Annotated in this window: 29 protein-coding genes; 18 read left to right on the forward strand and 11 right to left on the reverse strand. The window is 69.8% G+C overall.

All coding sequences use genetic code 11. The features are described from left to right. The first annotated feature begins 2 nt into the window (after window positions 1-2). The 9 genes from ASH02_RS02800 to cofC are packed head-to-tail and all read left to right on the forward strand — an operon-like array spanning window position 3 to window position 9,837. Window positions 3-1,001, forward strand: a complete 999-nt coding sequence (locus ASH02_RS02800; protein WP_056686232.1) for an LLM class flavin-dependent oxidoreductase — start codon at window positions 3-5, stop codon at window positions 999-1,001. Window positions 1,002-1,024: 23 nt separating this feature from the next. Further along, entirely contained in the window at window positions 1,025-1,783 is a 759-nt protein-coding gene (locus ASH02_RS02805; protein WP_056686235.1) for an SDR family NAD(P)-dependent oxidoreductase, read from the forward strand. Continuing rightward, window positions 1,776-3,164 carry an amidase gene (locus ASH02_RS02810; RefSeq protein WP_056686238.1) on the forward strand — a complete coding sequence of 463 codons (1,389 nt, stop codon included), beginning with the start codon at window positions 1,776-1,778 and terminating at the stop codon, window positions 3,162-3,164. The genes ASH02_RS02805 and ASH02_RS02810 overlap by 8 nt, the downstream gene beginning before the upstream one ends. 1 nt (window position 3,165) lies before the next feature. Continuing rightward, the gene (locus ASH02_RS02815) at window positions 3,166-3,903 is read left to right on the forward strand and encodes an enoyl-CoA hydratase/isomerase family protein (RefSeq protein ID WP_056686241.1); all 738 of its coding nucleotides are present in this window, start codon (window positions 3,166-3,168) and stop codon (window positions 3,901-3,903) included. Beyond that, the gene (locus tag ASH02_RS02820; RefSeq protein ID WP_056686243.1) at window positions 3,896-5,083 is read left to right on the forward strand and encodes an acyl-CoA dehydrogenase family protein; all 1,188 of its coding nucleotides are present in this window, start codon (window positions 3,896-3,898) and stop codon (window positions 5,081-5,083) included. Before ASH02_RS02815 ends, ASH02_RS02820 begins: the two co-directional genes overlap by 8 nt. After that, entirely contained in the window at window positions 5,080-5,892 is an 813-nt protein-coding gene (locus ASH02_RS02825; protein ID WP_056686246.1) for a MaoC/PaaZ C-terminal domain-containing protein, read from the forward strand. Before ASH02_RS02820 ends, ASH02_RS02825 begins: the two co-directional genes overlap by 4 nt. After that, window positions 5,889-8,450 carry a bifunctional FO biosynthesis protein CofGH gene (locus ASH02_RS02830; RefSeq protein WP_082564038.1) on the forward strand — a complete coding sequence of 854 codons (2,562 nt, stop codon included), beginning with the start codon at window positions 5,889-5,891 and terminating at the stop codon, window positions 8,448-8,450. The genes ASH02_RS02825 and ASH02_RS02830 overlap by 4 nt, the downstream gene beginning before the upstream one ends. 29 nt (window positions 8,451-8,479) lie before the next feature. Next, window positions 8,480-9,142 carry an NADPH-dependent F420 reductase gene (gene npdG / locus ASH02_RS02835; RefSeq protein ID WP_056686248.1) on the forward strand — a complete coding sequence of 221 codons (663 nt, stop codon included), beginning with the start codon at window positions 8,480-8,482 and terminating at the stop codon, window positions 9,140-9,142. Between the two features lie 2 nt (window positions 9,143-9,144). Further along, window positions 9,145-9,837: a 2-phospho-L-lactate guanylyltransferase gene (gene cofC / locus ASH02_RS02840; RefSeq protein ID WP_056686251.1), complete on the forward strand. Its 693-nt coding sequence runs from the start codon at window positions 9,145-9,147 to the stop codon at window positions 9,835-9,837. Window positions 9,838-9,858: 21 nt separating this feature from the next. Here the strand turns inward: cofC and ASH02_RS02845 are convergent, their stop codons facing one another. The 3 genes from ASH02_RS02845 to ASH02_RS02855 all read right to left on the reverse strand — a co-directional run bounded on the left by ASH02_RS02845 (window position 9,859) and on the right by ASH02_RS02855 (window position 12,625). Continuing rightward, a complete protein-coding gene (locus ASH02_RS02845; RefSeq protein ID WP_056686254.1) occupies window positions 9,859-10,236 on the reverse strand; it encodes a response regulator in 378 nt (125 codons plus the stop codon). A 110-nt stretch (window positions 10,237-10,346) separates the two neighbouring features. Further along, window positions 10,347-11,018 carry a response regulator gene (locus ASH02_RS02850; protein WP_056686257.1) on the reverse strand — a complete coding sequence of 224 codons (672 nt, stop codon included), beginning with the start codon at window positions 11,016-11,018 and terminating at the stop codon, window positions 10,347-10,349. Then, window positions 11,015-12,625, reverse strand: a complete 1,611-nt coding sequence (locus ASH02_RS02855) for a GAF domain-containing sensor histidine kinase (RefSeq protein WP_056686260.1) — start codon at window positions 12,623-12,625, stop codon at window positions 11,015-11,017. The genes ASH02_RS02850 and ASH02_RS02855 overlap by 4 nt, the downstream gene beginning before the upstream one ends. 132 nt (window positions 12,626-12,757) lie before the next feature. Between ASH02_RS02855 and ASH02_RS02860 the strand changes: the two genes are divergently transcribed. Beyond that, window positions 12,758-13,357: a response regulator transcription factor gene (locus ASH02_RS02860; protein ID WP_056686262.1), complete on the forward strand. Its 600-nt coding sequence runs from the start codon at window positions 12,758-12,760 to the stop codon at window positions 13,355-13,357. Window positions 13,358-13,360: 3 nt separating this feature from the next. On the opposite strand, the gene ASH02_RS27365 is transcribed toward ASH02_RS02860, so the two are convergent. Continuing rightward, entirely contained in the window at window positions 13,361-14,056 is a 696-nt protein-coding gene (locus ASH02_RS27365; RefSeq protein ID WP_056686777.1) for an acyltransferase, read from the reverse strand. A gap of 94 nt (window positions 14,057-14,150) precedes the next feature. Between ASH02_RS27365 and ASH02_RS02870 the strand changes: the two genes are divergently transcribed. Further along, window positions 14,151-14,486, forward strand: coding sequence for a TfoX/Sxy family protein (locus ASH02_RS02870; RefSeq protein WP_057294272.1), 336 nt, complete (start codon window positions 14,151-14,153; stop codon window positions 14,484-14,486). Between the two features lie 35 nt (window positions 14,487-14,521). On the opposite strand, the gene ASH02_RS02875 is transcribed toward ASH02_RS02870, so the two are convergent. Next, the gene (locus ASH02_RS02875) at window positions 14,522-15,331 is read right to left on the reverse strand and encodes an SDR family NAD(P)-dependent oxidoreductase (protein ID WP_056686264.1); all 810 of its coding nucleotides are present in this window, start codon (window positions 15,329-15,331) and stop codon (window positions 14,522-14,524) included. Between the two features lie 173 nt (window positions 15,332-15,504). Between ASH02_RS02875 and ASH02_RS02880 the strand changes: the two genes are divergently transcribed. From ASH02_RS02880 to ASH02_RS02895, 4 genes are all read left to right on the forward strand, one after another. After that, on the forward strand, window positions 15,505-16,455 hold the full coding sequence (locus ASH02_RS02880) for an AurF N-oxygenase family protein (RefSeq protein WP_082564040.1): 951 nt from the start codon (window positions 15,505-15,507) through the stop codon (window positions 16,453-16,455). 34 nt (window positions 16,456-16,489) lie between these two features. After that, a complete protein-coding gene (locus ASH02_RS02885; RefSeq protein ID WP_056686269.1) occupies window positions 16,490-18,178 on the forward strand; it encodes an FAD-dependent oxidoreductase in 1,689 nt (562 codons plus the stop codon). Next, the gene (locus ASH02_RS02890) at window positions 18,175-18,891 is read left to right on the forward strand and encodes a TetR/AcrR family transcriptional regulator (protein ID WP_056686271.1); all 717 of its coding nucleotides are present in this window, start codon (window positions 18,175-18,177) and stop codon (window positions 18,889-18,891) included. Before ASH02_RS02885 ends, ASH02_RS02890 begins: the two co-directional genes overlap by 4 nt. 103 nt (window positions 18,892-18,994) lie before the next feature. Then, the gene (locus tag ASH02_RS02895; RefSeq protein WP_056686274.1) at window positions 18,995-19,651 is read left to right on the forward strand and encodes a hypothetical protein; all 657 of its coding nucleotides are present in this window, start codon (window positions 18,995-18,997) and stop codon (window positions 19,649-19,651) included. 193 nt (window positions 19,652-19,844) lie between these two features. Here ASH02_RS02895 and ASH02_RS02900 read toward each other — a convergent pair whose 3' ends face one another. From ASH02_RS02900 to ASH02_RS02910, 3 genes are read right to left on the reverse strand one after another with little or no spacing between them, the layout of a single operon-like run. After that, window positions 19,845-20,654, reverse strand: coding sequence for an adenylate/guanylate cyclase domain-containing protein (locus tag ASH02_RS02900; protein ID WP_056686276.1), 810 nt, complete (start codon window positions 20,652-20,654; stop codon window positions 19,845-19,847). A 9-nt stretch (window positions 20,655-20,663) separates the two neighbouring features. Beyond that, entirely contained in the window at window positions 20,664-22,217 is a 1,554-nt protein-coding gene (locus ASH02_RS02905; protein WP_156393734.1) for an MXAN_6640 family putative metalloprotease, read from the reverse strand. Between the two features lie 38 nt (window positions 22,218-22,255). Further along, window positions 22,256-22,654: an adenylyltransferase/cytidyltransferase family protein gene (locus ASH02_RS02910; RefSeq protein WP_056686284.1), complete on the reverse strand. Its 399-nt coding sequence runs from the start codon at window positions 22,652-22,654 to the stop codon at window positions 22,256-22,258. A 44-nt stretch (window positions 22,655-22,698) separates the two neighbouring features. Between ASH02_RS02910 and ASH02_RS02915 the strand changes: the two genes are divergently transcribed. Further along, complete coding sequence (locus tag ASH02_RS02915) at window positions 22,699-23,958, forward strand: DUF445 domain-containing protein (RefSeq protein ID WP_056686286.1); 1,260 nt, start codon at window positions 22,699-22,701, stop codon at window positions 23,956-23,958. A gap of 86 nt (window positions 23,959-24,044) precedes the next feature. Continuing rightward, window positions 24,045-24,290: an RNA-binding S4 domain-containing protein gene (locus ASH02_RS02920; protein WP_056686291.1), complete on the forward strand. Its 246-nt coding sequence runs from the start codon at window positions 24,045-24,047 to the stop codon at window positions 24,288-24,290. 84 nt (window positions 24,291-24,374) lie between these two features. Here the strand turns inward: ASH02_RS02920 and ASH02_RS02925 are convergent, their stop codons facing one another. Both ASH02_RS02925 and ASH02_RS02930 read right to left on the reverse strand, forming a co-directional pair. Beyond that, window positions 24,375-24,749: an FKBP-type peptidyl-prolyl cis-trans isomerase gene (locus tag ASH02_RS02925; RefSeq protein WP_056686294.1), complete on the reverse strand. Its 375-nt coding sequence runs from the start codon at window positions 24,747-24,749 to the stop codon at window positions 24,375-24,377. 13 nt (window positions 24,750-24,762) lie between these two features. Continuing rightward, a complete protein-coding gene (locus ASH02_RS02930; protein WP_056686296.1) occupies window positions 24,763-25,194 on the reverse strand; it encodes a CBS domain-containing protein in 432 nt (143 codons plus the stop codon). A gap of 68 nt (window positions 25,195-25,262) precedes the next feature. Here ASH02_RS02930 and ASH02_RS02935 point away from each other — a divergent pair, with 68 nt between their 5' ends. Continuing rightward, window positions 25,263-26,024 (forward strand): hypothetical protein, encoded by a 762-nt coding sequence (locus tag ASH02_RS02935; protein ID WP_056686298.1) that lies wholly within the window; start codon window positions 25,263-25,265, stop codon window positions 26,022-26,024. Here ASH02_RS02935 and hisN read toward each other — a convergent pair. Further along, entirely contained in the window at window positions 25,957-26,859 is a 903-nt protein-coding gene (gene hisN, locus ASH02_RS02940) for a histidinol-phosphatase (RefSeq protein WP_082564041.1), read from the reverse strand. The genes ASH02_RS02935 and hisN overlap by 68 nt on opposite strands. Window positions 26,860-26,890 lie beyond the last annotated feature (31 nt).

The following is a 26,890-nucleotide window of genomic DNA, read 5'->3' on the forward strand; positions in this document are numbered from 1 at the left end:
CCATGGACCGCTGGGGACTCTCGATGGGCGTCAGCCCGCGCGAACCACTGACCAACGTGACCGACCTGGCCAAGGAAGCCGAGGCCAAGGGCTTCGAGGCGATGTGGTTCATCGACTTCCAGCTCGGCATGAAGGACGTGTACGCCGCGATGAACATCGCCGCGCTCGCCACGGAGAACATGCACATCGGCTCGGCCGTCACCAACCTGCTCACGAGGCACCCCACGGTGACCGCCAACGCGACGGTTGCCCTCGACGAGCTGAGCAACGGCAACGCGATGCTCGGCCTCGGCGCAGGCTGGTCCGCGGTGTACGGCGCCGGCGGCCAGCCCTCGAAGCTCGGCGACCTCTCGGCCGGCATCGACGAGTTCCGTCGACTCTTCACCGGCGAGGAGCAGGACCTCTACGGCACCAAGGTGAAGCTGGCGACCGCAGGCAAGCAGATCCCCATCTACCTGGCCGTCTCCCAGCCCGGCATGCTGCGGCTCTCGGGTGAGAAGTGCGACGGCGCGATCCTGATGGGCGGCGCCGACCCCGAGTTCGTCGAGTGGCAGCTGAAGTACATCTACGAGGGCCTCGAGAAGGCCGGTCGCGACCGCTCCGAGATCGTCATCGACCTGGTCGTCACGATGAGCGTGGACGACGACGAGGAGCAGGCGCTCTCCGACGTGCGTGCCTGGGCGACCAGCCAGGCCGCGACGTTCGACGTGTGGAAGCACATGCCGCCCGCCTGGGAGCGCTTCCGTCCGGAGTTCGCTGCGGCCAACTCCGGCTACCACCTGGTCGAGCACCTCTCGCGGCACGCAGGCCACAAGCAGGTCGTCAGCGACGAGTTCGTGAAGTCCGTCGCGCTGGCCGGCACCGCCGACCAGTGCGTGGCGCGCCTCAAGGATCTCTGCGCCCTCGACCTCGACCGGATCACGTTCGCCCTGCTCTCCGGTGGCCGCAAGCGCCGCATGGAGCAGTTGGCCACCGACATCATTCCCGCCGTCAACGCCTGACCGTCCAGGACAAGGAGAGCACCATGACCGAGCACAAGGTCGCCGTCGTCACCGCTGCCGCCGGCGCCGGAATCGGCGCAGCCATCACCCGACGGCTGGCCGCCGACGGATTCGACGTGGTCGTCACCGATGCGCACGAGCGCAGGTGCAAGGAGCTCGCTGACGAGCTGGCCGGCGAGCACGGACGACCGTTCCTGGCCATCCCGCTCGACGTCACCGATGCGGCAGCGATCGAGCAGTGCATGAACACGGTGGTCGCCGAACGCGGTCGCCTGGACGTGCTCGTCAACAACGCCGGCTGGTCGAAGATCGAGCCCGTCGCCCAGATGTCGCTCGAGACCTGGCAGCGCTGCCTCGACGTCGACCTGACCGGCACCTTCCTCGGCATGCGGCACGCACTGCCCCACATGATCGAAGCCGGCTCAGGCGCGATCGTGAACATCAGCTCGATCGCCGCCTACGAGACGACGGCCGAGCACGGGGCGGCGTACTCCGCGGCCAAGGCGGGCGTCAACGCACTCACCCGGGTCGCCGCGGCGGAGAACGGCAAGCACGGTGTGCGGGTCAACGCGATCACACCAGGGCTGATCTACAACGACTTCCTGCGCAAGATCTACCCTGACGAGTTCTTCGACGGCTACCTGCAGGACAAGTCGAAGCTGGGCCGGATCGGGCAGCCTGACGACATCGCCAACCTCGTGGCCTTCCTGGTCTCCGACCAGGCCGGCTACATCACCGGAGAGGTCTACGGCGTCAGCGGCGGGGTCCACCCCCATGGCTGACGAGGACTTCTGCCGGTGGTCGGCGGCCGAGCTGGTCTCGGCGTACCGCCGGGGCACGGTGAGCCCGGTCGAGGTGACCACCACGTTCCTCGACCGCATCGACAGGTACGACGTCGAGTTGAACGCGTTCGTCGAGGTCACTCGTGACCTGGCCCTGGCACAGGCTTCGGAGGCGGAGAGACGGTACGCCGACGGCGGGCCGCTGGCCCCGCTGACCGGGGTGCCGGTGTCGATCAAGGACGCCTTCCACATCGAAGGTGTGGTGACCACCCTCGGCTCGCTCGTCCATCGCGACCAGGTGGCCAAGACCGACTCCGGTGTGGTCCGGCGACTGCGCGCGGCCGGGGCAGTGTTCACCGGCAAGACCAACACCGCCGAGTTCGGCCAGTCGGCCACGACCGACAACCTGCTCGGCCCCGACACGGCGAATCCGTGGGACACCACACGGACACCGGGTGGTTCCAGCGGCGGAGCCGCAGCCTCGGTGGCGGCCGGCCTCTCGACCCTCGCGGTCGGGTCGGACGGCGGCGGGTCGATCCGCATCCCCGCGGCCTTCGCCGGCCTCTACGGCCTCAAGCCCAGCGCCGGCGTGGTGAGCGACGAACGTGGCTTCCGCGCAATGACCGACTTCGTCAGCGCCGGCCCGATGACCAACACAGTGGCCGACGCACGCACCATGCTGGGCGTCCTGGCGGGCCGCACGTTCCTGCCGGCGGTGCCCCGCACCGGGCTCCGGATCGGCTACTGCGCCCACCCCGAGGGGCGCCCGGTCGATCCCGGAGTCGCGGGGGTCATCGCGAAGACTGCGCACATCCTCGAGACCCTCGGACACCACGTCACCGAGATCGACCTCCCGGTCGACGGCTGGAACGACGTGTTCGGTCCGCTGGTCCTCGACGACGAGCACCGTGAGCGCGGGCATCTGCTGGCCCAGCATGCCGACCAGCTCACCCGCTACGAGCGGTCGGCGCTGCGGGCCGCGCTCTCCCTCGACCCGTCGGCCGCACTGCGGGCCAACGAGCTGCTGCCGGTGTTCCGCCAGCGGATCGACGACCTGCTCACGACCTACGACGTGGTGCTGACTCCCGCCGTCGCCGTACCGGCCTTCCCCTTGGGGGAGAGGCCCGCCACGATCGACGGACACGAGGTCGACCAGCTCTGGGGGGCGTTCCCGTTCGCGGTGCCCTTCAACGTGGCGGGCGTTCCCGCCGCCTCACTGCCGTGCGGCCTGGTCGACGGGCTTCCCGTCGGCGCCCAGCTGGTCACCCGGGCTGGCACCGAACAGCTGCTGCTCAACATCTCCGAGCAGCTCGAGCAGGCGGTCGAGTTCGACCGCACCCGACTCGTCGAGCGGTGGTCGTCGGCCCGGGTCGGGGCCTGACATGACCGGGCGGGTCCAACACGTCGTCATCGACGCGCCCGAACGGCGCAATGCCCTGTCGCTGTCCGTGCTCGATTCGCTCACGACGGCCTTCACCACACTCGCGTGCGACGTCACAGGTGTCGTGCTGCACGGCAACGGTGACGTCTTCAGTGCCGGCGCAGACTTCCGGGAGATCACCGGGACCACGGACGACGTGGGTTACGACGAGGCCGTCGCAGCAGCTTCTCGCGCGATCCGCGCAGCGCCGGTCGCCGTCGTGGCCGCACTCGAGGGCCCGTGCCTGGGAGCAGCCGCCGACCTGGCCCTCTCCTGCGACCTGCGGGTGGCCGCGGAGGGCAGCTACCTCCAGGTGCCCGCCGTACGACTCGGACTGCTGTACAACCCGGAGTCACTCGGCCGGCTCTGTGACGCCTACCCGCGCGACGCCGTACGCCGGCTGCTGCTGCTCGGCGAACGCTTCGACCACGACTCGGCCCGGGCGGCAGGTCTGGTCTCCCAGGTCGTGGCGAAGGGCACGGCTGTCGCGACCGCGGAGGCACTCCTGGGCGCCACCACCACCGAGCACCTGGCCGCAGTCGCCGCGACGAAGGCCGTGCTCAACAGCCACGACGCGGGCACGTTCGACCCCGTGGAATGGCAGTCATCCCGTCTCGCCCTGCTCGGATCCCCGGAGCGCGCATCCGCGGTCGCCCGGGCCCGCAGCAAGCACCTCACGAAAGAAGGACAGCATGAGTGACGCCACCAACCTCAAGCGCGCCGACAACCCGCGCGACTTCCTCGACCTCGACACGCTCATCGACCACGAGGAACGCGCCATCCAGCAGACCGTCCGCAGCTTCGTGGTCAACCGGGTCCTTCCCGAGATCGGCGACTGGTACGACCAAGGCGTCTTCCCACGGGAGCTGGCCAAGGAGATGGGCGGCCTCGGTCTGCTCGGCATGCACCTCGAGGGCTACGACTGTGCCGGAACGAACGCGGTCAGCTACGGCCTGGCCTGCCTCGAGCTCGAAGCCGGGGACTCCGGCTTCCGCAGCTTCGTGTCGGTGCAGGGATCCCTGGCGATGTTCCCGATCCACGCCTACGGGTCGGAGGAGCAGAAGGAAGCCTGGCTTCCGGGCATGGCCGCCGGCGAGATCATCGGCTGCTTCGGGCTCACCGAGCCCGACTCGGGCTCGGACCCCGGCAGCATGAAGACCCAGGCCCGTCGTGACGGCACCGACTGGGTGCTCAACGGCACCAAGATGTGGATCACGAACGCACCGATCGCGGACGTCGCGGTCATCTGGGCGAGGACCGACGACGGCATCCGGGGGTTCATCGTCCCGACCGGCACTCCGGGCTTCACGGTCAACACCATCCACAAGAAGGCATCGCTGCGGGCGTCGGTGACCGGCGAGATCGTGCTCGAGGACGTGCGGCTGCCCCAGACCGCGGTGCTGCCCGGTGTCACCGGCCTGCGCGGGCCCCTGTCGTGCCTGAACGAGGCCCGCTTCGGGATCCTGTTCGGCGCCGTCGGGGCCGGCCGTGCCTGCTACGAGGCGGCTCTGGACTACAGCCTCTCCCGTGAGCAGTTCGGCAAGCCCATCGCCGGCTTCCAGCTGGTCCAGCGCAAGCTCGTGGAGATGCTGGTCAGCGTCAACCGCTCGACCCTGGTGGCCCTTCATCTGGGGCGACTCAAGGACGCCGGCACGTTGACGCCGGCGCAGGTCAGCTTCGGCAAGCTCGACAACGTGCGGCAGGCCATGGACGTCGCCCGCGAGGCACGCAACAGCCTCGGCGCGAACGGCATCACCCTGGAGTACCCGGTGATCCGGCACATGAACAACCTCGAGTCGGTCTACACCTACGAGGGCACGAACGAGATCCACACGCTGGCCCTCGGCCACGCGATCACCGGGACGGCGGCCTACCGATGAACATTCCCACCCTTACCCTTGCCGATCTCGCCGGCACCGAACTGGGCTCGCACACCGCGTCGTACGACGACACGGCCGCGATCCTCTACGCGCTCTCGGTCGGTGCCTCGGCGACCGACCTCGACCTCGTCTACGAGCGCGACCTGCGCACCCTGCCGACGTACGCCTGTGCGCTGGGCCTGTGGGCCGTGGAGTCGGCCGGCCGTCTCGGCGCCTACGACCCGAAGCGGTCACTGCATGCCTCGCAGAAGCTTGTCGTGCACGGCGAGATGCCGGCCTGCGGGGAGATCCCGATGACCGGGCGCATCGCCGGCGTTCTCGACAAGGGCAAGGCCGCCGTCGTCGAGATCGAGGTGAGCTCGTCGGTGTTCTCCGCGACGTACAACATCTTCCTGCCCGGCCTCGGTGGGTGGGGCGGAGACCGCGGACCCTCTGCCCCCGCTGCCGCACCGGTCGATCGGAACGCGAGCGACACGTTCGCGACCAGGTCGGACCTGGCCGCGCTCTACCGACTGACCGGCGACCGGCACCCGGTGCACGTCGACCCCGAGGTCGCGACCGCGAACGGGTTCGACCGGCCGATCCTGCACGGCCTGTGCACCCTGGGCATCGCCGCGCGGATCGTCGCCGGTCAGGTGGGCGCACACCCCGCCGACCTGCGTGAGCTGGAGGTCCGGCTGGCCTCACCTGTGCTGCCCGGCGACGAGCTGCGTGTCGAGTCCGGGGAGGCCGACGGCGTGGTCCACTTCGACGCCCTCGTGGGCGACACCGTCGTGCTCAAGGGCGGAACGGCGAGGTTCGGCGCATGACCACGGGGACGGCAGCGACCTCGGCGGAGATGCGGCGTGCGCTGCACCGTGCCCGCCAGGCGGTGACCCTGAACCCCGAGGAGGCGTCGGTGTTGTTGCAGGCGCGTGGGGAGGACCTGGACGCACTGTGCGAGATCGCCGGCCACGTTCGTGACGTCGGGCTCGACCAGGCCGGCCGGGCTGGAGTGATCACCTACTCCCGCAAGGTGTTCATCCCGCTGACCCGGCTGTGCCGGGACCGCTGCCACTACTGCACGTTCGCGACCACCCCGAAGAAGGTGCCGGCGCCCTTCCTGTCGATGGACGAGGTGCTGGCGATCGCCCGCGAGGGTGCGGCACTGGGTTGCAAGGAAGCCCTGATCACGTTGGGAGACCGGCCCGAGGAGCGCTGGCCGGCCGCGGCCGAGTGGCTCGACGCCAACGGGTACGACTCGACCCTGGCCTATGTGCGGGCGGTCGCGATCCGGATCCTCGAGGAGACCGGTCTCCTTCCCCATCTGAACCCCGGCGTGCTGGGGTGGGAGGACCTCCAGCGGCTCAAGCCGGTGTCCCCGTCGATGGGGATGATGCTGGAGACCACCGCGACGCGGCTGTGGTCCGAGCCCGGTGGGTGCCACTACGGCTCGCCGGACAAGGAGCCGGCCGTCCGGCTGAGGGCGCTCGAGGATGCCGGCCGCTCGTCGGTGCCCTTCACCACGGGTGTGCTGATCGGCATCGGCGAGACGTTCGCCGAACGCGCCGACGCGATCTTCGCGCTGCGCGGGATTGCGCGGCAGTACGGCAACATCCAGGAAGTCATCGTGCAGAACTTCCGCGCCAAGCCGGACACGGCGATGGCCCACGAGGATGACGCCGAGCTGGCGGAGCTGGCGGCGACCGTGGCGGTGGCCCGTGTCGTGCTCGGTCCGTCGATGCGGATCCAGGCGCCGCCGAACCTGATCGACGACCAGTTCGCGCTGCTGCTGCGGGCCGGCATCGATGACTGGGGTGGTGTCTCACCCTTGACCGCGGACCACGTGAACCCCGAACGGCCGTGGCCACAGATCGACGAGCTCGCCCTGCGCACCGCGGAGCAGGGCTTCGAGCTGCGTGAGCGACTGACCATCTACCCGGAGTTCGTGCTGCGGGGTGAGCCGTGGTTGGACCCGCGCCTGCGCCACCACGTCGACGGATTGGCCGATGCACGTGGCCTGGCACTCGAGTCGGCTGTGCCGGTGGGTCTGCCGTGGCAGGAGCCGGATCTCGACTGGACCAGCTCGGGCCGCACCGACCTGCACCGGAGCATCGACACGACCGGCCGGACCCATGACCGTCGAGACGACTTCGACCAGGTGTACGGCGACTGGGACGCCCTGCAGGACGCCTCCCTGCACACGGTCCCGGCCCGCCTGGATGGTGACGTCGCGGCTGCCCTGCGCTCTGCCGAACGCGACCCGGCCGGTCTCACCGACACCGAGGCGATGCTGCTGTTCCAGGCCGAGGGGCCTGCACTGGAGGCACTGTGTCGCCTGGCCGACGACGTACGTCGAGCCGTGGTCGGTGACGACGTGACGTATGTGGTGAACCGCAACATCAACTTCACCAACGTCTGCTACACCGGCTGTCGGTTCTGTGCGTTCGCGCAGCGCCGTACGGATGCCGACGCGTTCACCCTGTCCCTGGACGAGGTCGGCAAGCGGGCCGAGGAGGCCTGGGCGGTCGGCGCGACCGAGATCTGCATGCAGGGCGGGATCCATCCGGAGCTGCCCGGGACGGCGTACTTCGAGCTGGCCCGCGAGATCAAGCGCCGGGTCCCCGACATCCACCTGCACGCCTACTCGCCCATGGAGATCCTCAACGGCGCGGCCCGCACCGGGTTGTCGTTCCGGGAGTTCCTGGTCGCGGCCAAGGAGGCCGGGGTCGACTCGATCCCCGGCACCGCGGCGGAGATCCTCGATGACGAGGTGCGGTGGGTGCTGACCAAGGGCAAGCTGCCCGCCGCCACCTGGATCGAGATCGTGGAAACCGCGCACGAGGTGGGGCTGCGCTCGTCGTCGACGATGATGTACGGCCACGTCGACGAACCGAGGCACTGGCTGGGTCACCTCAAGGTCCTGCGCGAGATGCAGGACCGGACCGGCGGGTTCACCGAGTTCGTCGGGTTGCCGTTCGTGCACCAGAGCTCACCGATCTACCTCGCCGGAAAGGCCCGCGCCGGCGCCACCGAGCAGGAGAACCGGGTCGTCCATGCGATGGCCCGACTGCTTCTCCACGGCCGCATCGACAACATCCAGACCAGTTGGGTGAAGCTCGGCGAGCACGGCACCCGCCTGATGCTCACCGGTGGCGCCAACGACGTGGGCGGCACGCTGATGGAGGAGACCATCAGCCGGATGGCCGGTGCCCAGAACGGCTCATTGAAGTCGGTGCGGGAGCTGAACGACCTGGCCGCCGGCATCGGCCGTCCGGCCCGCCAGCGGTCCACCACTTACGGCCCGGTCTGCGAGGAGCGGGTGCAGGCTGCGGCGTCCTTCGACGAGTCGCTGCGCCGGCAACTGCCGCTCACCGTCAACGCCTGATCATCATCAACGCCTGAAGGAGAAACCACATGAGCACCATCGCGATCATCGGAGGCACCGGTCCCCAGGGCAAGGGACTCGGCTACCGGTTCGCCAAGGGTGGCCACGACGTCATCCTCGGTTCCCGCTCGGAGGAACGCGCGGTCGAGGCGGCCACCGATCTGGCCGGACGGATCTCCGGCAATGGGTCGGTCAACGGCGCCGCGAACGAGAAGGCCGCGGAAGCAGCCGACCTGGTGCTGCTCGCCATCCCGTTCGACGGCCACGACGATCTCGTGGCGTCGCTGGCCCCGCAGCTGGCAGGCAAGGTCGTGATCAGCTGCGTCAACCCGCTCGGCTTCGACAAGCGTGGACCCTACGGCCTCGACCTCGGGCCGACGTCCGCGGCCGAGACCGCCCAAGGGCTCCTGCCGGATGCTCGTGTGGTCGGTGCGTTCCACCACCTCTCCGCGGTCTCCCTGGTCAGTGAGGCCGACCTGCTCGACCACGAGGACGTCCTGGTCTGCGGCGACGACGCCGAGTCCAAGGCCGCGGTCATCGAGCTTGCCAGCACGGTGACCGGCAAGCCGGGCGTCGACGCGGGCATGCTCCGGCTGGCCCGCCAGCTCGAACCGCTCACCGCTGTCCTCATCTCGATCAACAAGCGCTACAAGGTCCGCTCCGGCCTGGCCGTCGTCGGGATCGGTCACTGACCATGGCCCCGCACACGCCCGTGAAGTGGTGGGTGATCGTCCCGATGAAGGACACCCGTCACGGCAAGTCGCGACTCGGTGGTGAGCCGGGGGAGCGACGCCAGCTCGCCATCGTGATGGCCCGGGACACCCTCTGCGCGGTGGTGAACGCCTCCGCCGTGGCCGGTGTCCTGGTGGTCTGCGACACCGCCGACGACGTCGAGTCGTTCGACCTGCCCGGAGTGAGGGTGAGGGTCGCCGAAGGTCCGGGCCTCAACGAGGCCATCCGGTTCGGCGCCGATCAGCTGCGTTCCGCAGATCCGGGCCGCGACCTGGCCGTCCTGCCGGGAGACCTGCCCTACCTCCGGTCCTCCGAGCTGGACAACGCCCTGGACCGCGCCGGAGCCGTTCCCGTCGCGTGTGTGGGCGATCGAACCGGTCGGGGCACCACGCTCCTGACCGCCAGGGCGGGCCACGAACTGCTGCCGTCGTACGGCGAAGGGTCGCTGCTGGCTCATCGAGCTGGAGGAGCCGTGGAGATCGGTCTCCCGGCCTGGTCCGGCCTGCGTCGCGACGTCGACCATGCCGGCGATCTCACCGTCGATGCGTCGCTCAACGCCCGCACTCGGTCGGTGTTGCCAGCGCGAACCGAGAGGAACCCGGGTCGGGTGCGCCCTTCCCGTGGAGACGGGTCCGTCCAGGGCACTCTCGCGTAGTCGGACGCCGGCCCGGGCAGGCTACGAAGCGACGGCGCGCAGTGCGGCGAGGAGCAGGTCTGGCGTGCCGTCCTTGTCGAAGAACTGGGTGGCGCCGGCGGCGAGCGCGCCGCCTCTCAGCCCGCCGTCGATGCTCATGGCGACGGTTGGGATGTGGAGATCGTCGGTGATCGCGCGGAGGAGTCCGAGACCGTCGCTCAACTCCGGGAGAAGGATGTCGATGAGCGCGACCGACGGTCGGTGCTGCCTGGCCGCGGCCAGTGCGGCTTCGGTAGTCGCGGACGCGTCGACGATGTCGAAACCAGCTGCACCGCCGAGGAGTGCCGACAGCGCGGTGCGGACACGGTGGTCGTCGTCGGCGATCAGCACGCGGATGGGCTCGCCTCGACGTCGGACCACCTCGGGCTCCCTTCCAGGTGCGGGTTCCTGGTCCAAGTCAAGCTGGGGCGCACCCGATGGGCGAGAGGCATTCGACGCGGTTCGCGCGCGACAATTGTCCTGGGCGATCGTCAGGGCGCAGGGACAAGCCCCTCCCTGATCGCCCACAGGGCGGCCTGCGTGCGCGAGGCAAGACCGAGCTTGACGAGCACGTTGCTGACGTGGGTGCGCGCCGTGCGTTCACTGATCACCAGGGCGTCCGCGATCTCCCGGTTGGAGCTGCCGCGGGCAACCAGCACGAGGACGTCTCGTTCCCTTGCGGTGAGGGCGCTCGAGGTGGGACCGGGGGCGACCAGGAGCTGGGTGAGCTTGCGGGCCACCAAAGGGTCGAGGTGCACCTCGCCGTCCCGGGCAGCCCGGATCGCGGCAGCCAGCTCGTCCGGCTCGGCGTCCTTGAGCAGGTAGCCGGCGGCGCCGGCCTCCAGGGCTGCGTGGACGCGCTCGGTCTCGCTGAAGCTGGTGAGCGCCACGACCTGTACGGCGGGGTGTCGCTGCGTGATGGCCGACGTGGCGGCGACTCCGTCGAGCCGGGGCATGAGCAGGTCCATGAGCACGACATCGGGCAGCTTCTCGGCCTTGTCGAGGGCTGCCAGCTCGTCAAGCGCCGCCTGTCCGTCCGCGGCCTCGCCGATCACCTCCATGTCGGGGAGCATGTCCAGGAAGGCGCGCATGCCGCGGCGTACGACGCTGTGGTCGTCGACCAGGAACACCCTGATGGCCGCCCGGTCGGACTCGTCGGTCATGGCCGCATCCGTGTGGAGGCCTCATCCGTGCTGTCCGTCGCTTCGGAGGAACGGACCGGGTGCAGGACGCCCGGCAGCACCGCCCGGACCCGGGACCCGGCGGTCGAGCTCTCGACCTCGAGGCGGCCGCCGAGGCGCTCGGCCCGTTCCCGCATGGTGTCGAGGCCGAGGTGCCCCGGATGCGGGGCATCGGGCACGAACCCGTCGCCGTCGTCCTCGATCTCCACCATCAGGCTGCCCGGGTCGTCTGGGACCTCGGCCAGCCGAATGTCGACGTGGTGGGGGTGGGCGTGCTTGACGCAGTTGTGGACCGCCTCCTGGACGACCCGCAGGAGCTCCTCCTCCGCCACCTCCTCCAGGGGCAATCGGTCCTCCTCGGCGTGCACGCGCACGTCGAGTCCCTCCCGGGCCGCGACCGCAGCAGCATGCTTGCGCACCGCAGCGGTCAGCCCTTCCTCGTGCAACGCCTCCGGGCGGAGCTGGAAGATCAGCGCGCGCATCTCGGCCAGCGCGCCCTGGGTGAGCTCGAGGAGTTGCCCCACGCCTCGCGACACGGGTCCGTCCGGGTCGGCGCCGGACTCCTGCGCCGCCAGCTGGACGGCGCGGGCGGTCAGGCTCATCGAGAACAGTGCCTGCGACACCGAGTCGTGCAGCTCGCGAGCCAGCCGGTGTCGCTCCTCCAGTGCGGCCTTGCCTTCGACGTCGCCGAGCAGCTGCACGTTGTCGACCGCGATCGCGACCTTGTCGGCCATCGCGGCCAGGAAGCTCGTGTCGGCGTCCGTGGGCTCATGCGCAGTGGGGTAGAAAGCACTGAGCACTCCGACCTCCTCGTTGCGGGCGACCAGTGGAACCACCACGACCGAGCCCCATTCAGCCTCCGCGATCGTCTCGTGCATCGGCGCGTAGCGGGGGTCGTGGAGCAGCAGCTGCAGGTCACGCCGAACCGCGGGGCGACGCTCCTCGAACGCCTCGAGGGTTCCCAGAGGGGCACCCAACCGGCGGCACTTCTCGATGTTGGCCAGGTAGTCGGCGCGGTGCCCGGCCGTCCCGGCACTTCGGAAGGCACGCGTCCGTGGATCGATCAGCACGATCGCGCAGGCCACCGAGCCCGTCGGTGGGAGCACCTCACCCGCGATCCGGTCCAGCACCTGCTGCAGGGACTCGGCGTACGCCAAGCTGGAGGCGGTCCGGGCGAACGCGGCCAACCTCCGTTCCTGTCGCCGTGCCTCGGAGACATCCCGGAACATCACCGCGATCCGCAGCCCGCGGCCGTCGATGAACCCGTTCTCGACGTACTCCAAGGTCAGCTCGCCGTCGCCGACACCGTCGACGAACCTGCTCGCGGTCCCGTTCGCCGCCGCGGTGCGGTCGGTCTGGTCCACGGGAACGAAGGGGGAGCGGTGGCCGGTCAGCTCATCGGCACCGGCGCCGAGGATCCGGCAACCTGCCGGGTTGACGTACAGCCATCGCCGGTCGGCATCGAGAAGGCCGATCCCGAGCGCCGAGGCGCGGACGAGGGCGGCCAGGACCGCAGCCCCCGGTGCCTCGGCGCTTCTCGGGCCGCGGTCGCCCGCGCCTTTGGTCTGGGTCGCTGCCAACGGGTCCATCGCGCCTCCACGGGGATGCTCCCACTCTAGGGCCGCGCAGACGGGACTGGAATGTCTCGCGGGAGCCGCATGCCGACGGACGTGGGTCGTGGTGGATGCGCCGTGACGCACAAGCGGTGTAGAACCGTAGACATGAGCGGGTACGTGCCCCGGGACCTACGGGTCTTCGTCGTGGACGATCACGACATCGTGCGTCGCGGCCTCCGCGACCTGCTGACAAAGCGTGACATCACCGTCGTCGGCGACTCGGGGTCGGCCGAGCAGGCAACCCTCAGGATCCTCGAGCTGCGGCCGGACGTGGTGCTGCTCGACGTACAACTGCCCGACGGCACCGGCGTCCAGGTGTGTCGCGACGTCCGCGCCCACGATCCGTCGATCAAGGCAATGCTGCTGACGTCGGCCGGTGATGAGGAGGCGCTGACGCTCTCAGTCCTCGCGGGCGCGGCCGGGGCACTCGTCAAGCTGGCCGGCAGCGGCGACATCATCGACGCGGTGCGCCGGGTCGGCGCAGGGAGGTCGCTGCGCGATCACGCCGACACGGAGCGCGTCGCCGATCGCCTGCGTGCTCGTGCGGAACGCCTCGACCCGCCGCTCACTCCACGAGAGAACGAGAGCCTCGTGCTCGTGCTCGAGGGACACACGGACCAGGAGATCGCCGTGCAGCGAGACGAGCCCCTGACCTTGGTGCGCGAGGAGGTGGCTCGGGTCATCGGCCGCCTCACGACGCACTGAGCGTCAGCTGCCGGTGTCCGAACCGCCGCCCAGCAACCGGGCGATCTCCTCGGTCGACCAGATCGGGCGCACGTCGTCCGGCCGGCTCCCGACCCACCCGACACCCGGCTCGAGACGGCGTACGACGCGGGCGGGCACACCGGCCACGACGCAGTGATCGGGAACGTCGCCACGCACCACGGAGCCCGCGCCGACCACGACGTTGCGTCCGATCGTCGTGCCCGGCAGGATCACGGCGCCGTGGCCGATCCAGGAGCCGGAGCCGATCGAGACCGGCTGGTGCTGGCCGAGCTGGTGTCCGATCGGCGCCTCGGGGTCCTGGTAGCCGTGGCTGGCGTCGGAGACGAAGACCGACTGGCCGAACCACACGTCGTCACCCAGCACGATGCTCTCGTGGGCGGTGAGGGTGCTGCTCGCGCCGATGACGCAACGGTCGCCGATCACCAGGCCGCGCTCGGGAAGAGGATGGTCGCCGGGACCGTAGCCGAGGGCGAGCGTGCAGTGCCGCCCGATCAGGACCTCGCTGCCGACATGGATGCCCCGCTCGCCGAGGATCGTCGCGTGCGGGAAGGCGATCAGGCTCTTCTCCCCGAAGTGTGCGAACCGGGACGCGGCCCGTGTGCCCGGCGTGATCTCGCCGACCCACTCGACGGCGCGGTGCAGCGCGTGGAGGGCGGGACTCAGCACGTTCCTCAGCATCGACACGCACCGCAGGCTAGCGGCTGCCCTGCGGCTCTGGTCATCTGTCCGTGCCCAGCGCTATCTTCGGCGTGACGCCGACGGAGGGAAGGCCATGGCCTACGACGAGGAGATGGCCGAGCGCATCAGGCAGGCACTCGAGGGCGAGGTCGGGCTGACGGAGAAGCGCATGTTCGGCGGCCTGGCGTTCCTGGTCCACGGCAACATGGCCGCCGCCGCGACCAGCAAGGGCGCGCTGATGCTGCGGGTCGACCCCTCCGAGACCGATGCACTCGTGACGGAGCAGGGGGCGGATCGCATGGAGATGAAGGGCCGCCCCATGAACGGGTGGATCACCGTCGACCCCTCGGTCCTCGACTCCGCAGACGCCCTCGATGGCTGGCTCGAGCACGGCGTCGGCTACGCCCGCACTCTCCCTCCGAAGGGCTGAGGGCCCGACGCGCAGGCGCGTCTCGGCATCATGGCTCAGCGCAGGCCGGGGTGGTTCCTGGCCAGCACGGGGAGCAGCAGGGAGCGCGGTGCCATCTGTGCGAACACCGACGCCACCCGGTTGACCTTGCCGGGGATCGCGACCAGGCGGCCACGGTCCATGGCCTCCACCGCGACCCGGGCGACCTCTTCGGCGTCGACCCACATCACCGCGGGAAGGGCCGCCTCGGCGTCCTCGCGGACGAAGCCGGCGCGCTCGCCGAAGCCGGTGTGCACCGGGCCCGGGCACAGTGCGGTCGCGGTCACGCCACTGCCGCGCAGCTCACCGGCCAGGCTCTGGGTGTAGGACAGCACGAACGCCTTGCTGGCGCCGTACGCCGCCTGCCCCGGGAGCGGCTGGAAGGCCGCGGTCGAGGCCACGTTGAGTACGGCGCCGCGGCCGCGGGCGACCATGCCGGGGAGGAAGCGGCTGCACAGGTCGACCACGCTGGCCACGTCGACCTCGACCAGGTTCAGCTCGGCCTCGGGGTCGGAGGCGCTGACCGGACCGAGGGTGGAGAGCCCGGCGTTGTTGACCAGGATCTCGGGAACGAGCCCCTCCGCGTCGATCCGTCCGGCCAGGCCGGCGCGGCCGTCCCGGTCCGCCAGGTCGAGAGTCAGCACCGATGCCTCGCCGCCGGCGGACCGCAGCTCCTCGGCGAGCGCCTCCAGCCGGCTCGTCGAACGCGCGACGAGGGTGACGTGGTGGCCCCGGGCGGAGAGCTGTCGGGCGATCTGTTCGCCGATTCCGGACGAGGCTCCGGTGACGACCGCGGTCCGGTCGGACGCGGGTGCAGGAAGGGTCATAGGGGAACCGTAGTGGCTCGGATCGAGGCCGAGAACTGGCGACGGGTCGATCAGAACTGGCGACGGGTCGGCAGGTATCTGAGACATCGCGTCACAGATATCTATTTACATGTGACTCCACGTCACATTAAAGTCGTGGTTGACCGCAATGCCGTTCCAGGATGAGGTGCGAGATGGCCGTGACCCAGAGCTACGAAGAGACCTTGGCGACCCTTTCGGAGGCGTCGGTGAACCGGCACTTCGATGCCTTCGTCGACATCGACTGGGACAACCCCGACTACGCGATCCATCACGACGACCCGCGGTGGATCCTTCCCGAGGTCGACCCGCTCGGCCGCCATGAGTGGTACAAGTCGCTGCCCAGGGAGCGCCAGATCGAGATCGGCCTCTGGCGTCAGGCCAACATCACCAAGGTCGGGCTCCAGTTCGAGCAGGTCCTCATCGGCGGCATCATGTGGCACGTCTTCTTCCTGAAGAACGGCAACCCCGAGTTCCGCTACTCGACGCACGAGGCGACCGAGGAGTGCCACCACACCCAGATGTTCCAGGAGTTCGTGAATCGCACCGGCCTCGACGTTCCCGGCGGCCCGAAGTGGTTCCGCGCGGTGGCGCCGCTGCTTCCCCTGGCTGCTCCGGTGCTGCCGGAGATCTTCTTCGCCGGCATCCTCGCGGGTGAGGAGCCGATCGACCACCTGCAGAAGTCGGTGCTGCGCGCCGGCAACGACATGCACCCGCTGCTGCAGCGGATCATGCAGATCCACGTGGCCGAGGAGGCCCGTCACATCGGCTTCGCGCACCAGTTCATCACCCACCGCACCGCGAGACTGAGCCGGCCGCGGCGCGCCTTCCTGTCGGTGATGTACCCGTTGATCATGCGCACCCTGTGCGACGTGATCATGGTCCCGAGCAAGGAGGTGACCGACGCGGTCGGCATCCCGCGCGAGGTCATCAAGGACATCTACTGGCGCGACGCCGAGTCCCGCAAGCTGCTCAAGGACCTCTTCGCCGACGTGCGGATGCTCGCCGAGGAGGCCGACCTGATGAACCCGGTGTCCCGGCGCATCTGGAAGCTGATGCGCATCGACGGTCGACCGGCCCGGTTCCGCAGCGAACCCGCCGCCTGAGTCCGCCCGTCCCGCGACCGAACGGAGTTCCGCCATGCCCCACGTCGTCACCCAGTCCTGCTGCAGCGACGCCTCGTGCGTCGTGGCCTGCCCGGTCAACTGCATCCACCCGGCCCCCGGTGAGCCCGGCTTCGCCGAGGCCGAGATGGTGTACGTCGACCCGGAGTCGTGCGTGGACTGCGGCGCCTGTGTGACGGCGTGCCCGGTCGGCGCGATCGTTCCGCACACGAAGCTGACCGAGCGCCAGCTGCCGTTCATCGCACTGAACTCGTCGTACTTCATGGACGAACCGCACGCGGACCGCACGCCATTGGCGCTGGTGCCCACCCGCCGGGTCGTGCAGGCCGATGACGTGCGCATCGCGGTGGTCGGGGCCGGCCCGGCAGCGATGTACGCCGCGGACGAGCTGCTGAAGAACCCGGGGGTGAAGGTCGACGTGTTCGACCGGCTGCCCACGCCGTACGGCCTGGTGCGCGCGGGGGTCGCACCCGACCACCAGGACACCAAGCTCGTGACGAAGCTGTTCCGGGCGATCGAGGAGCAGCCCGGGTTCCGCTACGTCCTCAACGTCGAGATCGGTCGCGACCTCAGCCATGACGACCTGGCCCGGAGCTACCACGGTGTCGTGTACGCCGTGGGCGCCTCCGCCGACCGCGCACTCGGCGTCCCCGGCGAGGACCTGGCCGGCAGCGTCTCCGCGACGGACGTGGTCGGTTGGTACAACGGGCATCCCGACCATGGCGACACGTACGTCGATCTCGGCGAACGGCGCATCGTGGTGGTGGGCAACGGCAACGTGGCGCTCGACGTCGCCCGCATCCTCACCGCTGATCCCGAGACCCTGTCGGGCACCGACATCGCCGACCTGCCCCTGGCGACCCTGCGCGGCAGTGCCGTCCAGGAGGTGCTGGTGCTCGGACGTCGAGGCCCCGCCGAGGCTGCGTTCACGATGCCCGAGCTGATCGGCCTGGCCGCACGCGACGACGTCGACGTGCTGGTCGACAACGGCGGCGAGGAGATCGTCGTGGACTCGCCCAAGACCGCCCTGATCGCGGAGCTCTCACGGCGTCGGCCCACCCCGGGGCGTCGGCGCATCGTGCTCCGCTTCCGGACCGCACCGGTCGCCGTCGTCGGCGACGGCAGCGTCCAGGCGATCGAGGTGGTGCGCACCGAGCTTCGCCCGGACGCCGACGGGGTTCCGCGTGCCGTGCCGACGGGGGAGACCGAGGTGATCCCGTGCGCCATGGTGCTCCGCTCCGTCGGCTACCGGGGGCGACCGGTGGACGGACTGCCCTTCGACGAGGCGACCGGAACCGTCCCCAACGACGGTGGCAGGGTGCGCCCCGGGGTGTACGTCGCCGGCTGGATCAAGCGTGGTCCCACCGGCTACATCGGCACCAACAAGGCCTGCGCGGAGGAGACCGTCACCGGGTTGCTGGACGATCTCGAGCACGGGCACCTGACCGAACCGACTGTGCCCGTCGAACGACTCCTGATGTCCCTGGAGGGCAAGGTCGTCGACCGGTCCGGATGGCGTCGCATCGACGACACGGAGCGCGGTCGCGGCGAGGAGCGAGCGCGCCCACGCGTTAAGATCGTGGACCTTCCCGACCTCGTGGCGGTCGCTCGGCCGCCGATGACGCAGACCGGTCGGGAGCATCGACGTCTCCCGATCCGCCAGTCCATGATCCGCCAGACCTCCAGGAGTCGAACACCCACGTGAGTGACGCAGGGTCCACCGACGGTCGCCAGTCGCGCTGGCTCGAGCACAAGCTCGAGCGACGCGGCCAGATCCTCGACGCTGCGCTGGCCGTCATCGAGGACTCTCCGCACGGCGCCGAGATACACGTCTCCCAGATCGCGGCGCGCGCGGGCCTGAGCCGCCCGGTGATCTACCGCCACTTCGCCGACCGGGCCGACCTCGACCAAGCTGTCCAGACACACATCCTCGACTCGCTGCGGGGCCGACTGACTCCGCAGGTGGTGCTGAGCGGGAGCGTCGACGAGATCATCCTGCGGATCGTCTCGACGTACGTCGACTGGGCGGCCGAGCACCCGAACCTGCACCGGGTCGCTGCCCAGGACTTCGCCGGTGTGGCGACGACGAGCCCGCTGCAGACCGCCGTACAACAGATCGCCGCCGAGCTGTCGGGGCTGATCTCGCTGGCCGCGGACGTGCTCGTGGTCGAGCTGGACGACGACGACCGCGCCGCCCTCGACCCGCTGGCGCTCGGTCTGGTCAGCCTGGCCATCAGCGCCGTCCAGCTCTGGTTGGCCAGGCCCGAGCGACAGCCCACGGCCGAGGTGTTGTCGCGGCTGCTCACCGACACGATCTGGTATGCGATCGACGGCCACACCCGCGCCCGCGGTGTCACTCTCGACCCGCACCTGCCTCTCGAGGACCTCATCGAGGCCAGCTGGACCGCTGCCCGCTGACGGGCCTGCGTGTGGCGGCCGATGTGACCGGCGAGACACCGTGCCCGGTGGAATCTCCGGTGATGCCGCGGGAGGTGGAGGCTCCACATAGGCTCGTCCTCTGATGACTGACACGCACCTGCAAACCCGGCACGCCACACCGGCGCTGGTCCGCGGACTCGACGTGGCGGCCAAGGGCGCACTGCTGCTGCTCCTGGTGATCGCGTTCGTCGACCCCAACCTCGGCAACATGCGCGACAAGGGGGCCGGTGCCCGGGCCGTCGCCTACCCGATGCTGGCCTTCACCGTTCCGGTGATCTGGTCGGTCTTCTGGAAGGAGCGCGCGTCGTTCCCCTGGCTGGCCGACCTGATGATCACGCTGTCCTGCTTCTCCGACATCTTCGGCAACCGGATGGACCTCTACGACCAGGTCGTGTGGTTCGACGACTTCATGCACTTCTTCAACACCGGCGTGATCACCGGAGCCGTCATCCTGCTCACCATGCATCGCAGCTCCACGCTGCTCGCGACCATCGAACGCGCACTCGCGATCGGGGTCACGGGGTCGGTCGTGTGGGAGCTGGCCGAGTACGCCGCGTTCCTCAGCAAGTCCTGGGAACGCCACGGCGCCTACACCGACACCCTCGGCGACCTGTCCCTGGGCATGCTGGGTGCGGTCGGCGCAGCGCTCGTCATCCACGCGATGTGGAAGCGCGGACGCCTCGGTGACGCGGCGCCGCAGCTCGAGCTCCGCTTCCGGAACCAGGCCTCGACCGTCTGACGGGTCAGGCGCCTCCGGCCGTGGACCCGCCCTTCCGTCGAGCGGACCGTGCGACATGCACTTCGGCCCTGCCGACGTACGTCGCACGCTCAGCGACGTCCGCCGTACCGCGAACTGCATGTTGGACGGCCCGACCCCTGGCGCGTACGGCGATCGCACCGACCGTGTGGTTCTGGTTGGTCCGGCCCCCGGTCTAGTCCAGCAGGCCCACCGGCCACAGGTCGTGCTCGCCGGGGAACCCCTTCAGCTCGACCCGCCGCGGCTCACCGAAGTCGAAGTCCGCGACCAGGCCCTCGTGCACGGCGTCGCTGACCAGGATCTCGCCGCCGACGGCGTGCGAGGCCACGCGGGCGGCCATGGCGACGTTGCGGCCGAAGTAGTCGCCGTCCTTCTCGATCGCGCGGCCCGTGTGCAGTCCCATGCGCACCTCCACCGGCGTACGCCGCAGCACGCGTCCGCGGGCCTCGGCCAGCCCGGTCTGCATGGAGATCGCGGCACGCAACGCCTCGCCCGGGTCGCCGAAGGCCACCATGAAACCGTCGCCCTGGGACTTCACGACGTGGCCGCCGTGCGCGGTGACCCGCTTGCGGATGACCTTGTCGTGGGCCTCGAGCAGCGCCATCCAGCGCTGGTCGCCGAGCTGCTCGTTGAGTGCGGTTGAGTCGACGATGTCGGAGAAGAAGATCGTCACCGTGCCGTCGGGTGCGGCGACCTTCTCGATCTCGGTGCGGTCGGCCAGCGCGATGCCGGTCCATTCCTCGATCGAGGAGGTCAGGAAGCCGCCGACACCTTGTTCGCGGACGCGCACAGCCGTGCCGACCGCCGTGCGGAACGCGAACGTGGCGGCCTGTCGCGGCAGGCTCGGCGCGGGCCTCTCGAGTCGACGCAGCAGCTCGTCGCGCTCCTCGCGCAACTGCCTGTTGTGCGACAGGACCCGGCCGAGCGCGACCGAGGAGACGATCAGCGCCACGACCAGGGCGATGACGACGATCGTGACGACCACCTGACCGCCTCAGCCCCGCTGAGAGGTGGCGCGGTACTTGAAGCCGCGCCCCTCGTCGAGCGGGGTGCCCTCGCAGCTGAACTGGGTGCCGGACCAGCAGCGGTAGCGTGCGGATCCGTTGGCCAGGGTCAGGGTCACCCTCGACACGATGTTCTTGTCGAAGACGAAGCGGCGGGTCGCCTGTCCCTCTGAGTTGAGCGCCACCGGCCGCTGGACGACAGAACCGTTGGTGAGGTGCAGCACCACGTGGGCGCGGGCGGCGTACGACGGCGCGGTGATCTCGATGCGCACCTGCCAGTTGGCGCCCATTCCCGTGCCGGGCGTGATGTTGTAGCTGCGCGACGCTAGGTGCTTGAGCCAGAAGGTCCGCCACCTGGTGGTACGGGTGGCCGTGTCGAGGTGCCAGGTTCCGGCGATCGCTGTGTTCGGGTACGCCGCGCCCTCCTCGTACGCCTTGTCGGGCATGGTGTTGTCGGCGGAGAACCGGACGAACGCGGCGGCGAGGCTGGTGCTGCGCGCGCGCAGCTCCGCGTCGAGGGCGCCGGTGGACGTGACGGACGCCGTACGGGCGCGGTACCAGACCTGCCGGACCACGTCGGTGCCGAACCTGTTGCCGAGGTGCTCGAAGAAGATCCAGTTGCCGTACCAGGCGCCGCCGTCGGCGTCGAGGGACTGGGCAGGCCTGGCCAGGGAGCTGTAGCGGAGGTACTGGCGGTTGTCGTTGATCTCGTCGTAGACGCGCTCCTCCATGAACGTGGCCGTGGACTCCATGAACCACGGGTCCTCGTTCGTGGCGTAGGCGAACTGCACGGTGTGGAAGAACTCGTGGGCCGCGGTCACCTTCAAGGACTCGGTCGGATCACCGGAGAAGTCGGCGAAGTCGTTGTCGAGCACCAGGAATCCGGCGGCACGCGTGGTGAACTCGTCGATGTTGGCGTAGCCGTAGACCTGGCTGGCGCCGGTGTCGCCGAGGTAGACGTCGAGGAGCCCGGTGCGGCCCTCGCCCACGGGGTTGTCCTTCGCCCCGTCGCTGAGCGGTCGGCGGTAGCGCAGGTCGCCCACCTCGCGGGCCCACACGTTCTCCATCACCGACTCGACGAGCTCGACGTAGTCAGGGACCTCGTCGTTGTCGGAGTCGGTCAGGTCGGGCATGTGCTTGCCGGTCCTGACCCAGTGGACGCAGAAGTGTGCCGTGCAGTCGATCTCGTCGGTCTGGGTTCCGTAGCTGATCTCCGGCGCGGGTGCCGTGCCGGAGTCGCTGGGCCGCAGCATCAGCTGCTCGGCCCGGTCCTGCTCGGCCGCGGGCAGGTCGGCCTTGGTCTGCTGCACCTCGAGCAACGCCATGCTGGCGTCCTGGGATCCTTCTCCGCTGAGCGCGTCCGTGGCGGACGCGAGGGCCTGGAGGGCCTTCTCCTCCTTGGATCCGTGGTCGTCCTTGGCGTGGCTCTGCGTCACGCGCGAGGCGTGGTCGCTGTCGGCGTACGCCGGGGCGCTGAGGGCTGCGACGACGACCGCAAGGGTCACCGCCAGGGCAGCACGGGGCGTCATGCGCGGAGAAGGCATGGAGCGAAGGTATCCCAGCCGGTGGGGAGGCCGCAGGCTCAGGCGGTCCCTGAGATCTTCTCGATCAGGGCGGTCGTGGAGATGGCGGGCGTGCGGGGCAGGTAGACCACCTCGCAGATGTCGGAGAACTCGTCGAAGCGGCCCTTCCAGTCGTCGCCCATGACGAGTACGTCGGCACCGAACCGCTGGATGTAGTCGCGCTTGAGCTCGAGGCTCTCCTCGACGAACACCTCGTCGACCGGCTTGAGTGCGGCGACGATGGCCAGGCGCTCGCCCTGGCTGAACACGGGGGAGCGGCCCTTCTTGCGCTCGTTCAGCGCATCGGCAGAAACCCCGACGACGAGGCGGTCACCCAACTCGGCGGCGCGTTCGATGACGCGGAGGTGGCCGACGTGGAACACGTCGAAGGTGCCGAAGGTGATGACGGTGCGAGGCATGGCGGGAATGCTACCGGGGCCCCACCTGACACAATCGACCCGCGATGAGCATTCCACTGATCACCCCCGCGCCCGAGGCGGACGAGCAACGACGAAGGGGCCTGCGCCGCATGCGCGCCGTGGCTCTCGGCCTGCTCGTCTTCGCCGCCGTCGTGTACGTCGCCACGCGTGGCCAGGACGGATGGCTCGGCTTCGTCAACGCCGGGGCGGAGGCCAGCATGGTCGGTGCGATGGCGGACTGGTTCGCCGTGACCGCGCTGTTCCGCCACCCGCTGGGCCTCCCCATCCCGCACACCGCGCTGATCCCGAAGCGCAAGGACGACCTGGGCAGGGGCCTCGAGGAGTTCGTGGGGGAGAACTTCCTGCAGGAGGGCATCGTCCGCGAGCGGGTCAACTCCGCCCAGGTGACACGGCGCATCGGCCACTGGGCGGCGAACCCGGTCAACGCCTCCCGGGTGGTCTCCGAGGTCACCGACATCTCCGTCATCGGCCTCGGTCGGGTCAAGGACCAGCACATCGTCGAGCTGGTCGACGCCGTGCTGGTGCCCCGGTTCCGCGAGGAACCGATCGCGCCGATCCTCGGGACGTTCCTCGTCGAGGCGGTCCGCGACGACCTGCACCACGGTGTGGTCGACCTGGCCCTCGAGGAGCTGCACGCCTGGCTGGTGCACAACCACGACACCTTCGTCGAGGTGCTCGGTGAGCGTGCCCCTTGGTGGGCGCCACCGAAGCTGAACGACGCGGTCACCACGCGCATCCACACCGAGGCGGTGCGCTGGCTCTCCGACATCCGTGACGACCCGCAGCACCGTGCCCGGGCGGCCCTCGACTCGATGCTCGCCCAGCTCGGCCAGGACCTGCTCTTCAACGAGGACACGCAGAAGCGCGCGGAGAACCTCAAGCTGCGACTGCTCGAGCACCCGCAGTTCTCCGCCACCGGCATCTCGCTGTGGAAGGCCCTGCGCAATGCGTTGCTGGCCGCGCTGCGTGACCCCACCGGGCCACTGAAGGCGCGGCTCGAGGGCGAGCTGGTGCGCGTCGCCCAGCGCTTCGAGACCGACGAGGGCCTCCAGCGCCGACTCGACGACCTGCTGGCAGACGCCGTGGTGTTCGGGATCTCTCGCTACGGCGCCGAGCTGACCACGGTGATCACCCACACGATCGAGCAGTGGGACGGCAAGGAGGCCGCCGACCGCATCGAGCTGCACGTCGGCCGCGACCTCCAGTTCATCCGCATCAACGGCACGATCGTCGGTGGCCTGGTCGGCGTGATCATCCACGCCGCCACGATCCTGATCCCCTGACCGGTCCCGGCATTCGGACCGGCCCTCACGACCGGGCGGTGAGCCCTCTTTAGGGACTACCGGGTGGGCGAGGGGAGAATGGGCGCATGACGACCGACGTAGGCATCCGCGACGACTCGATCCGGCTCGGGCAGTTCCTCAAGCTGGCCAACCTCGTCGAGAACGGCGCCGAGGCCAAGACCGTGATCGCCGACGGGCTGGTCACCGTCAACGGCGAGGTCGACCTGCGCCGCGGCCGCCAGCTGGTGGTGGGCGACGTGGTCACCCTCGGCACCCTCGGTGCGCGCGTGGCCGTGCACGACCCGGACGCCGACGACGGCCTGCCCTGGTAGCGACCGGTTCGCAGGACGTCGTGCTCGGACAAGCGACGACGGCCCGCCCCCTGGTGGGGAGCGAGCCGTCGTTGAGCTGTCAGTTCAGGAGACGCCGATCAGGTCGACGACGAAGACCAGCGTCTCGCCGGGCTTGATCACGCCGCCGGCACCGCGGTCGCCGTACCCCAGGTGCGGCGGGATGACGAGCTGGCGGCGGCCGCCGACCTTCATGCCCTGAACGCCGGTGTCCCAGCCGGAGATGACCTGGCCGACGCCGAGGCGGAACTGCAGCGGCGCGCCGCGGTTGTAGGACGCGTCGAACTCCTCGCCGGTGGAGTGGGCCACACCCACGTAGTGCACCGACACGGTCGAGCCGGCGGTCGCCTCGTCGCCGTCGCCCTCCGTCAGGTCGGTGATGACCAGGTCGGTCGGCGGCTCGGGGTCGACGAAATCGATCTCGGGCTTCTCAGTGCTCACAGCGTGTTGCCTCTCAGGTCTGGTGCAGGTAGTTGTCGAGCTGGTCGCGCTCGAACTCGAGCTCGCCGATGCGGCTCTTCACCACATCGCCGATGGAGATGATGCCAGTCAGGGCTCCGTCGGTGAGCACGGGCACGTGGCGGATCCGGTGTTCGGTCATCACCTGCATGAGGTGGTCGACGGGCGTGGTGCCCTCACAGGTCTGCACCTGGGTGCTCATGATCGTGTCGACGGTGGCCTCCAGCACGGCGGGGTCGCTGTGCAGGCGTCGTACGACGTCGCGCTCCGAGACGATCCCGTCGACCGAGGTGCCGTCGTTGCTGACGATCAGGGCCCCTACGTTGTGCTTGGCCAGCAGACCGACCAGCTCCCGCACGGTGGCGTCGGGGCGAATGGTGACGACGTCTTGTCGTGACTTGCCGTGGAGCACGTCATTGATGCGCATGGGACCTCCCGGTCTCTTGGTGTGACACCAGTCACGCTAGTGGTCCGACGAGGTGGTTGGGTAGGCCCGTGAACACAGTGCGGACGCCGGTGCTCCTGATGGGGTGGCTCTCCGTCGTGCTCCTGCTCGACCGGGCCGACGGTGGGGGAGGCCTGTGGCTGCAACGCGGACTGGGCCTCGGCACCTGGCTGGTGCTCGTGCTGGCACTGCGCTGGTTCACGCCGTTGGTCCGCACGCAGGCACTGGTGGTGGTCGCGTTCGCGACGGTGATCGAGTTCGTCTTCTCGCCGACGCTGGAGGTCTACCTCTACCGGTTCGAGAACGTGCCGGCCTACGTGCCACCGGGGCACGGCCTCGTCTATCTCTCGGCCTGGGCGCTGGGCCACACGCCGTTCGTGCGTCGCCACCTCACGCATGCGTCGTACGCCGTGGTGCTGGTCGGCGGAGTGTGGGCCGGGGCGGGCCTGGCCGAGGGCGACTCGCTCGGGTTCTTCTGGTTCCTCTGCCTGGCCGGGTTCCTGCTCTGGGGGCCTTCGCGCGAGGTGTACGTCGGTGCGTTCGTCGTGGTCAGCCACCTCGAGCTGCTCGGCACCGGGCTGGGCAACTGGGCGTGGCAGGCGCACGACCCGATCCTCGGGATCGGGATCGGCAACCCGCCCTCGGGAGCCGCGGGCGGCTACGGCTGGTTCGACCTGGTCGCGCTGCTCGTCGCGCCGTGGCTGCTGGCACGGTTCACACGATGGCGCGGGGCGAGGACGGTCGTCAGCCCAGCGGGGGTTCGTCCTCCGGACGCACGTCCTGGTCCGCGGGTGTCCGACGGCGTGACCTGAGGTCGTGCACCGAGCCGCCCTGCGGGGGCCGGCCCTCGTCGGTCGTGTCGGACGACCCCAGGAACGCCAGTGCGGCCTCGTGGAGATGCCCGTTGCTGGCCACCGCGTTGCCGCCGAAGGGACCGGGAGTGCCGGCCAGCGAGGTGAACTGGCCACCGGCCTCGCGCACGATGATGTCGAGCGCGGCCATGTCGTAGAGCTCCAGCTCGGGCTCGGCGGCGATGTCGACGGCGCCCTCGGCCACCAGCATGTAGGACCAGAAGTCGCCGTACGCACGGGTGCGCCAGCAGCGACGGGTCAGCGACAGGAAGTCCTCGAGCCGGCCGCGCTCCTCCCACCCGGAGAGCGAGGAGTAGGCCAGTGAGGCGTCCTCGAGGCGGCGTACGTCGGAGGTGTGGATCTGGGTCGCCTTCAACAGGGAGCGGCCGGTCCAGGCGCCGTTGTCCCGGGAGGCCCACCACCGGCGCTGCAGCTGCGGTGCGGAGACCACGCCCAGCACGACCTCGTCGTCGACGACCAGCGAGATCAACGTCGCCCAGACCGGCACGCCGCGGACGAAGTTCTTGGTGCCGTCGATCGGGTCGATCACCCAGCGACGCTGGCTGTGCCCGGTGGTGCCCTGTTCCTCGCCGACGACCGCGTCGCGGGAACGCACCCGAGAGAGCGTACGGCGAATGCCCTCCTCGACAGCCTGGTCGGCGTCGGTGACCGGCGTGAGGTCGGGCTTGCTCATCACGTGCAGGTCGAGCGCCTTGAATCGCGCCTGGGTCAGGGAGTCGGCGTCATCGGCCAGGACGTGCGCCAGGCGAAGGTCGTCGGTGTAGTCGGTGGCCATGGACACAGGCTATTCCTCTGCAGGTTTGGCT

The organism is Nocardioides sp. Soil796, assembly GCF_001429525.1.
Taxonomy (GTDB): Bacteria; Actinomycetota; Actinomycetes; order Propionibacteriales; family Nocardioidaceae; genus Nocardioides.

What these genes read in the sequence shown, in the direction of transcription:
- ASH02_RS02810 (WP_056686238.1), top strand. Translation starts at nt 1,776, where the DNA reads ATGGCTGACGAGGACTTCTGCCGGTGGTCGGCGGCCGAGCTGGTCTCG.
- ASH02_RS02870 (WP_057294272.1), top strand. Translation starts at nt 14,151, where the DNA reads ATGGCCTACGACGAGGAGATGGCCGAGCGCATCAGGCAGGCACTCGAG.
- ASH02_RS02805 (WP_056686235.1), top strand. Translation starts at nt 1,025, where the DNA reads ATGACCGAGCACAAGGTCGCCGTCGTCACCGCTGCCGCCGGCGCCGGA.
- ASH02_RS02930 (WP_056686296.1), bottom strand. Translation starts at nt 25,194, where the DNA reads ATGCGCATCAATGACGTGCTCCACGGCAAGTCACGACAAGACGTCGTC.
- ASH02_RS02850 (WP_056686257.1), bottom strand. Translation starts at nt 11,018, where the DNA reads ATGACCGACGAGTCCGACCGGGCGGCCATCAGGGTGTTCCTGGTCGAC.
- ASH02_RS02905 (WP_156393734.1), bottom strand. Translation starts at nt 22,217, where the DNA reads ATGCCTTCTCCGCGCATGACGCCCCGTGCTGCCCTGGCGGTGACCCTT.
- ASH02_RS02915 (WP_056686286.1), top strand. Translation starts at nt 22,699, where the DNA reads ATGAGCATTCCACTGATCACCCCCGCGCCCGAGGCGGACGAGCAACGA.
- ASH02_RS02815 (WP_056686241.1), top strand. Translation starts at nt 3,166, where the DNA reads ATGACCGGGCGGGTCCAACACGTCGTCATCGACGCGCCCGAACGGCGC.
- ASH02_RS02830 (WP_082564038.1), top strand. Translation starts at nt 5,889, where the DNA reads ATGACCACGGGGACGGCAGCGACCTCGGCGGAGATGCGGCGTGCGCTG.
- ASH02_RS02825 (WP_056686246.1), top strand. Translation starts at nt 5,080, where the DNA reads ATGAACATTCCCACCCTTACCCTTGCCGATCTCGCCGGCACCGAACTG.
- ASH02_RS27365 (WP_056686777.1), bottom strand. Translation starts at nt 14,056, where the DNA reads ATGCTGAGGAACGTGCTGAGTCCCGCCCTCCACGCGCTGCACCGCGCC.
- ASH02_RS02875 (WP_056686264.1), bottom strand. Translation starts at nt 15,331, where the DNA reads ATGACCCTTCCTGCACCCGCGTCCGACCGGACCGCGGTCGTCACCGGA.
- ASH02_RS02895 (WP_056686274.1), top strand. Translation starts at nt 18,995, where the DNA reads ATGACTGACACGCACCTGCAAACCCGGCACGCCACACCGGCGCTGGTC.
- ASH02_RS02800 (WP_056686232.1), top strand. Translation starts at nt 3, where the DNA reads ATGGACCGCTGGGGACTCTCGATGGGCGTCAGCCCGCGCGAACCACTG.
- ASH02_RS02910 (WP_056686284.1), bottom strand. Translation starts at nt 22,654, where the DNA reads ATGCCTCGCACCGTCATCACCTTCGGCACCTTCGACGTGTTCCACGTC.
- ASH02_RS02855 (WP_056686260.1), bottom strand. Translation starts at nt 12,625, where the DNA reads ATGGACCCGTTGGCAGCGACCCAGACCAAAGGCGCGGGCGACCGCGGC.
- hisN (WP_082564041.1), bottom strand. Translation starts at nt 26,859, where the DNA reads ATGGCCACCGACTACACCGACGACCTTCGCCTGGCGCACGTCCTGGCC.
- ASH02_RS02885 (WP_056686269.1), top strand. Translation starts at nt 16,490, where the DNA reads ATGCCCCACGTCGTCACCCAGTCCTGCTGCAGCGACGCCTCGTGCGTC.
- ASH02_RS02920 (WP_056686291.1), top strand. Translation starts at nt 24,045, where the DNA reads ATGACGACCGACGTAGGCATCCGCGACGACTCGATCCGGCTCGGGCAG.
- ASH02_RS02860 (WP_056686262.1), top strand. Translation starts at nt 12,758, where the DNA reads ATGAGCGGGTACGTGCCCCGGGACCTACGGGTCTTCGTCGTGGACGAT.
- ASH02_RS02820 (WP_056686243.1), top strand. Translation starts at nt 3,896, where the DNA reads ATGAGTGACGCCACCAACCTCAAGCGCGCCGACAACCCGCGCGACTTC.
- ASH02_RS02880 (WP_082564040.1), top strand. Translation starts at nt 15,505, where the DNA reads ATGGCCGTGACCCAGAGCTACGAAGAGACCTTGGCGACCCTTTCGGAG.
- npdG (WP_056686248.1), top strand. Translation starts at nt 8,480, where the DNA reads ATGAGCACCATCGCGATCATCGGAGGCACCGGTCCCCAGGGCAAGGGA.
- cofC (WP_056686251.1), top strand. Translation starts at nt 9,145, where the DNA reads ATGGCCCCGCACACGCCCGTGAAGTGGTGGGTGATCGTCCCGATGAAG.